The organism is Candidatus Accumulibacter vicinus (genome assembly GCF_000584955.1).
GTDB classification, from domain to species: Bacteria; Pseudomonadota; Gammaproteobacteria; order Burkholderiales; family Rhodocyclaceae; genus Accumulibacter; species Accumulibacter vicinus.
The window spans coordinates 86,052-92,928 of the sequence record NZ_JDSS02000020.1 but is presented as its reverse complement, the minus strand read 5'-3'; the positions used below and the strand labels follow the sequence as shown (position 1 = coordinate 92,928).

Sequence of the window (6,877 nt, the reverse complement as noted above, 5' to 3'; positions counted from 1 at the left end):
CCGGCGGTCGACGAGCCGAGCAACGAGCCAGGGTCCGGCATGAACGCCCGGCATGCCGGACGGTCGGTGCGTCTCGGTCGCCCGGACTATGTCCAGGCGCTGCACGGCAAGCCCCTGCCGGAAACCGCGCAGTCCCTGCCTGCGAGCGGCGATACGGTGATCGCGCTCGGCGACGAGTCGGACTGGATTGCGCTGTTTCGCCTCGGCGACAAAACACGGCCGGAAGCGGCCGCGATGATCGCGGCACTGCGTACCGGCGGGCGGCAGGTGGCGCTGCTGACTGGGGACGCTGCGCCGGCTGCCCACCGCGTTGCGCAGGCACTGGGTATCGACGAGGTACTGGCGAACGCATCACCGCAGGCCAAGCACGACTATGTGCGCCGCCTGCAGGCCAACGGGGCAGTGGTGGCGATGGTTGGCGACGGCGTCAATGATGCCCCGGTGTTGGCGCAGGCGCAGGTTTCGGTGGCCATGGGGGGCGGTTCGCAATTGGCGCGCACGCAGGCCGATCTGGTGCTGCTCTCCGAAAACCTGGATCATCTCTGGCGCGGCGTGGTCGTTGCGCGACGAACCTTGCAGGTGATTCGGCAGAACCTCTTATGGTCCTTTGCCTATAACCTGGTTGCCCTGCCGCTGGCGATGAGCGGCTTCGTTACGCCGTGGATGGCCGGCATCGGCATGTCCGGGAGTTCATTGCTGGTGGTCGCCAATTCGTTGCGGCTGCAGAAAGGCTGCAAGGGCTGATCGATGACGGAAACGCTGTACCTGCTGATTCCGATTTCCGTGGTGCTGGTCTTCCTGATCGCCATCGCCTTTTGGTGGTCGCTGCGCAGCGGTCAGTTCGACGACCTTGAAGGGCCGGCCTACCGCATTCTGATGGATGACGATCACTCGTCAGCGTCATCCTCGCAAGTGTCGGGAAAGGTTGCCGAGGGTGACCCAGACGCGCGCCCGCGGGAAAGCCCGGCGGCCAATCTGCGCGACTCTTGACGCAAGTCAAGAGGATTCCCCTGCGGCTTGGGATAATCTGCCCGTCGATGGCGGGGTGGCTGATGCATTCAGCACGTGGGAGGCTAGGGATGTTTCTTTGTTGGGGTTGGGGTGCGTTGCAACGCACCCTTTTTTTGTGCGGCATGATTCGCTGGCGAAGGCCGTGGCGCTTGATCTGTGTCAAATTGGAGCCCGAAAGGTTAGAATAGCATCCATATAGTCAATGCTCGGCATAAGGGCATTCAGGGCGGTGAAAACCGGTTTCTAGTCAAAAACGAGGTGAGTCCATGTCGGAAACTCAGTCAACATACAACTACAAGGTGGTGCGGCAGTTTGCCGTGATGACCGTCATCTGGGGGATTGTCGGAATGCTGGTGGGGGTGATCATTGCCGCCCAACTGGTCTGGCCTGATCTCAACTTCGGGCAGTATCTGCATTTCGGTCGCCTGCGGCCATTGCATACCAATGCGGTCATTTTCGCCTTTGGGGGCAGCGCCTTGTTCGCGACCTCCTACTACGTTGTCCAACGTACCTGCCATACGAGGATCTTCTCGGATGGTCTGGCGGCCTTCACCTTCTGGGGCTGGCAACTGGTCATCGTCCTGGCCGCGATCACCCTGCCGCTGGGTTTCACCTCGGGCAAGGAATACGCCGAACTCGAATGGCCGATCGACATTCTGATCACCGTGGTCTGGGTCGCTTATGCGATCGTGTTCTTCGGTACCATTGCCAAGCGCAAGGTCACCCATATCTATGTGGCGAACTGGTTCTACGGCGGCTTCATTCTCGCCGTCGCGCTGCTGCACGTGGTCAACAGCGCCGCCATTCCGGTCTCGCTGACCAAATCCTATTCGGCCTACGCGGGTGTGCAGGACGCGATGGTGCAGTGGTGGTACGGCCATAACGCGGTCGGCTTCTTTCTGACGGCCGGCTTCCTGGGAATGATGTACTACTTCGTCCCGAAGCAGGCCGGTCGCCCGGTCTATTCGTATCGCCTGTCGGTGGTGCATTTCTGGGCGCTGATCTTCACCTACATGTGGGCCGGTCCGCACCATCTGCATTACACGGCACTGCCGGACTGGGCCCAATCGGTGGGCATGCTTTTCTCGCTGATTCTGCTGGCACCTTCGTGGGGTGGCATGATCAACGGGGTGATGACCCTCTCGGGCGCCTGGCACAAACTGCGTGACGACCCGATTCTCAAGTTTCTGATCACCTCGCTGTCGTTCTACGGCATGTCCACCTTTGAAGGCCCGATGATGGCCATCAAGACGGTCAATGCGCTGTCGCACTACACCGACTGGACGATTGGTCACGTGCACTCGGGTGCGCTGGGCTGGGTGGCGATGATCTCGATCGGTTCGATCTACTATTTGTTGCCGCGTCTATACGGCAAGTCCGAAATGTTCAGCATCAAGCTGATCACCGTACACTTCTGGGTATCGACGATCGGCGTCGTTCTCTATATCGCCTCGATGTGGATTGCCGGGGTGATGCAGGGGCTGATGTGGCGGGCGGTCAATCTTGACGGTACGCTGACCTACAGCTTCGTTGAATCGGTCAAGGCTTCGTATCCGTTCTGGGCGATCCGTTTTCTCGGCGGCTTTCTCTTCCTGTTCGGCATGCTGATCATGGCATACAACATGGTCAAGACGATCACCAGTGGCCGCTCGGTCGATGATGCACGCGTCGTCCTGGTGCCAGCCGCTCATCACGCCTGACCGGAGAATAAAATGAAATTTACGCATGATGCAATCGAACGCAATGTGACGTTGATGGTGGTGCTCACCCTGCTGGTGGTGAGCATCGGTGGCCTGGCTGAAATCGTGCCGCTTTACTTCCAGAAATCCACCACCGAGCCGGTGACCGGGCTCAAGCCTTACGACCCGGTGCGTCTGACCGGTCGCGATGTTTACATTCGCGAAGGTTGTTTCGTTTGTCATTCGCAGATGATTCGTCCGTTCCGCGCGGAAACCGAGCGTTATGGGCATTATTCGGTCGCCGGTGAGTTCGTTTACGATCATCCGTTCCAGTGGGGTTCGAAGCGTACCGGCCCGGATCTGCATCGGGTCGGAGGTCGCTATTCGGATGAATGGCACCGTGCGCACCTGATCAATCCGCGTGATCTGGTTCCCGAGTCCAACATGCCTGCCTTCGCTTTTCTCGAGAAGGCACCCGCTGATGCGAACAGCATCGAAGCCAAGATGCACGCCCTGCGAAAGATTGGGGTTCCCTATACCGATGACGAGATCGCCGGAGCCAGAAAGCAGCTGGAAGGCAAGAGCGAAATGGACGTACTCATCGCTTATCTGCAGGGGATGGGCATCGAAATGAAGAACGTCAAGTAATCAGCGCATGGACATCAACAATTTGCGAGCCATCGTGACCGTCGTTTCCCTGCTGGCCTTCCTCGGGATAGTCTGGTGGGCCTACGGCGTGAAGGGCAACAAGAAGCGCTTTGAAGAAGCGGCAATGCTGCCGTTCGCCGATGAAGAGGCGGATCTGGCCGAATTGGGCCTGGACCGAAAAGGACAAAGGAAAGCATCATGAACGATTTTGTGAATCAGTTTTGGAACTGGTACGTTATTCTCTTCGTGCTCGTCAGTATCATTGCCTGCGGCGTGCTGCTATGGATGCAAAGTGTGCCTACCGGTGGCAAGGGCGATACCACGGGGCATGTCTGGGACGAGACTCTTGAGGAATACAACAACCCACTGCCCAAGTGGTGGATGTGGCTGTTCTACATTACCGTCATCTTCTCACTCGTCTACTGCGCACTCTATCCGACGCTTGGCAGTTACCAGGGCATGCTGGGCTGGTCGTCGATTGGACAACTGGCAAAGGAAGTGGCCAAGGCCGACGAGCAGACCAAACCGCTCTACGACAAGTACATGAAGATGGACCTGCCGACACTGGCGGCCGATAAGGAAGGCAATGAGACCGGCAAGCGTCTGTATCTGACCTACTGCATGCAGTGCCATGGCGCCGACGCACGCGGCTCGAAGGGCTTCCCGAATCTGGCTGACCAGGATTGGCAATGGGGCGGCGAACCGGAGGCGATCGTCCAAACGATCAGCGCCGGCCGGATCGGGATGATGCCGCCACATGCCCAGATCGGAGCCGAAACGATCAAGGATCTTGCCAATTACGTGCGATCCCTGTCGGGTTTGCCGGCAGATTCGCTACGCGTCGCCAAGGGGCAGGAGGCTTTCAACAGCGTCGGATGTTCGGGCTGTCATGGTCCGGATGCGAAGGGCATGCAGGCCCTGGGTGCTCCGAACCTGAGCGACAAGATCTGGCTCTACGGTAGCACCGAAGCGTCGATTATCGAGACCATTACCAAGGGTCGCACCAACCAGATGCCGGCCTGGAAGGATTTCCTCGGCGAAGAAAAGGTGCACGTCCTTGCCGCCTACGTGTTGAGTCTGAGCGCCGGCAACAAATAGTCGAGGTTGGATCAACGGAGCGGCTCGGGCTGCTCCGCTCCTTTTTCTTGTTTGCGCTGTGCCGTGCTTTGCTGCAGAACCTGCAATGCGCTCCCCCTGATTCAAGTCAAACCCATGCTCTCGCCAAAGAGGTAATATCAGAGTTTGATGTAATTCTGAAATAGATCGGAGCTGAGATCATGAACCAGATGGCCAGCGGCAAGGCCAAGGCAATTCCCATCCAAGTCGATGGTTTGTATGAGAAACACCATACCGTTTATGCACGAAGCGTCACAGGGTTTTTCAACAGCTGGCGTTGGGTGATGGTCTGCGTGACACAGGCCTTGTTCTATGGGCTATGCTGGATCGAATGGGGTGATCGGCAGGCGGTGCTCTTCCACATCACCGAACGCAAGTTTTACATTTTTGGCATGGTTTTCTGGCCGCAGGATGTGATCTACCTGGCCATACTGCTGGTGATTTCTGCGTACGGGTTGTTCCTGGTGACTGCCGTGGGGGGGCGTCTGTTCTGTGGTTATGCCTGTCCGCAGACGGTCTACACCGAAATCCTGATGTGGATCGAACGCAAGATCGAGGGCGAACGCCCGGCACGGATGAAGCTCGACGCACAGCCGATGTCTGCGCGCAAGTTTCGTCTCAAGTTCATCAAACATTCGCTGTGGCTGCTGGTCGCCCTATGGACAGGAATCACCTTCGTCGGCTATTTCACGCCGATCAAGGAATTGCTCAACGAAATCGCAACGTTCGAACTGGGGCCATGGGAGGCTTTCTGGATATTTTTCTACATGGCCTTCCTCTATCTGATGGCCGGTTTCCTGCGCGAGCAGGTCTGCAAATACATGTGTCCGTATGCGCGCTTCCAGGGGGTGATGTTCGACCCGGATACCCTGATCATCAGCTATGACCCCGAACGAGGCGAGCCACGGGGAGGGCGTCGGAAAGGTGCCGCAGCCTCCACAGCGAAGCCGCTCGGCGACTGCGTAGACTGCAGCATCTGTGTGCAGGTTTGTCCAACCGGTATTGATATCCGCCAAGGTCTGCAGCTCGAATGTATTGCCTGTGCGGCCTGCATCGATGCTTGCGATCAGGTGATGGACAAGGTGGGTTCCCCGCGCGGCCTGATCCGCTACTCGACCGAGAATGCCTTGGCCAAGCACTATACAGTCGGCGAGATGTTTTCCCACCTGCTGCGGCCGCGAACGCTGCTGTACTCGAGCATCCTGCTGGCGATCATTCTGGCAGCAGCGTGGAGTCTTGCCCACCGGGTGCCCTTGAAAGTGGATGTCCTGCGCGACCGTTCGACGTTGTCACGCGAGGCGGACGATGGACGCATCGAGAACGTGTTCAGGTTACACATTTCGAATACCGACGAAGCGCCACATCGCTATTCGATCAGCGTCAGCGGTATTGATGGTATCGATATTGTTGGCGAACGCAGCGTCGAACTCCCGTCAGCTTCATCGAAGACGGTGGCACTGTCTGCACGTGTTGGGCCGGAGGCGGGCAAGAAGGGTTCAAACCCGATCTTCTTTGAAGTCCGGGCCGACCAGCACGAAAAAATCGCCGTGCGCGAGAAGACGAGTTTCTTCCTGCCATGAACAACCCCATATGGTATCGCGAGCCGTGGCCGTGGCTGTTGATGCTGGGTCCTCTGATCGTCATCGTCGCAGGTATTTTCACCGCCTATCTGGCCGTCGTCAGCAGTGATGGTCTGGTGGAAGACGACTACTATAAGCAGGGCCTGACGGTCAATCAGCGCTCTGCACGCGACCATCGGGCTGTCGAGCTGGGAATCGAGGCCGAGCTGCTCATGGGGACCGAGGGGGATCGGGTGCGTGCGCTGCTACGCGGCAAGGACGGGGTCCGCCTGCCGGAAACGCTGAAGCTGTACATCGCTCACCCGACGCGCCAGGGTTTTGATCAGCAGGTGGTCCTGCGTTCTGCCGGGGGTGGGGCGGTCTATACCGGAACCGTCAAGCCATTTGCCGGTCGCTGGCACATTACGCTCGAGGACGATGGGCAGCAGTGGCGGTTGGTGGGCGAATGGATGGCCGGGAAAGAATCGGTTCTGCGGTTGCCCGTGGCTGCCGTCGGAACGGGAACGGCAGCGACCAGGTAGAGTGGGAGGGTCAGAGCAGGTCGATGCTCGAATCGGCCCATTCTCGCTTGTGGTCTGCCTTGGTGGCGTCCGCTTTAGCACATGTGGGCCTGTTGACCATGGTCGTCGAAGTTTTGCCGGTGCGCTTTGCCGTGCCTACGAAGCCGATCCTGGCGGTGCTCAAGATGCCGAATCAGGCGCTGCCAGCGGATGTTGCCGTACCGTTGCCTGCCTCCGGCCATTCGTCAGCGCGCCTGAGAACGGCGTCGCAGTCGAGGCCTGTGCAAACGGGGGGGCGCCCGGCCGACTCGACAGCGCGGGCGTTCCCGGCGCATGGCAAAGC

8 protein-coding genes and 1 pseudogene are annotated in these 6,877 nt (G+C 58.9%); all 9 read left to right on the top strand.

The features are described 5' to 3' along the window. Window positions 1-744, top strand: a 744-nt coding sequence (locus CAPSK01_RS08545; RefSeq protein ID WP_034925249.1) for an HAD-IC family P-type ATPase, incomplete at its 5' end; no start/stop codon positions are given. Between the two features lie 3 nt (window positions 745-747). Continuing rightward, the gene (gene ccoS, locus CAPSK01_RS08540) at window positions 748-990 is read left to right on the top strand and encodes a cbb3-type cytochrome oxidase assembly protein CcoS (RefSeq protein WP_034925246.1); all 243 of its coding nucleotides are present in this window, start codon (window positions 748-750) and stop codon (window positions 988-990) included. A gap of 287 nt (window positions 991-1,277) precedes the next feature. Then, window positions 1,278-2,711, top strand: coding sequence for a cytochrome-c oxidase, cbb3-type subunit I (ccoN, locus tag CAPSK01_RS08535; RefSeq protein ID WP_034925243.1), 1,434 nt, complete (start codon window positions 1,278-1,280; stop codon window positions 2,709-2,711). Between the two features lie 12 nt (window positions 2,712-2,723). Further along, entirely contained in the window at window positions 2,724-3,338 is a 615-nt protein-coding gene (gene ccoO, locus CAPSK01_RS08530) for a cytochrome-c oxidase, cbb3-type subunit II (RefSeq protein WP_034925240.1), read from the top strand. Between the two features lie 7 nt (window positions 3,339-3,345). Further along, window positions 3,346-3,540 (top strand): CcoQ/FixQ family Cbb3-type cytochrome c oxidase assembly chaperone, encoded by a 195-nt coding sequence (locus tag CAPSK01_RS08525; RefSeq protein WP_034925237.1) that lies wholly within the window; start codon window positions 3,346-3,348, stop codon window positions 3,538-3,540. Further along, on the top strand, window positions 3,537-4,436 hold the full coding sequence (gene ccoP / locus CAPSK01_RS08520; protein ID WP_034925235.1) for a cytochrome-c oxidase, cbb3-type subunit III: 900 nt from the start codon (window positions 3,537-3,539) through the stop codon (window positions 4,434-4,436). The genes CAPSK01_RS08525 and ccoP overlap by 4 nt, the downstream gene beginning before the upstream one ends. 179 nt (window positions 4,437-4,615) lie before the next feature. Beyond that, complete coding sequence (gene ccoG / locus CAPSK01_RS08515; RefSeq protein WP_034925232.1) at window positions 4,616-6,034, top strand: cytochrome c oxidase accessory protein CcoG; 1,419 nt, start codon at window positions 4,616-4,618, stop codon at window positions 6,032-6,034. Then, window positions 6,031-6,555: a FixH family protein gene (locus CAPSK01_RS08510; protein WP_034925229.1), complete on the top strand. Its 525-nt coding sequence runs from the start codon at window positions 6,031-6,033 to the stop codon at window positions 6,553-6,555. The genes ccoG and CAPSK01_RS08510 overlap by 4 nt, the downstream gene beginning before the upstream one ends. Window positions 6,556-6,578: 23 nt before the next feature. Then, window positions 6,579-6,877, top strand: a pseudogene (locus tag CAPSK01_RS08505) (hypothetical protein); the annotation flags it as partial.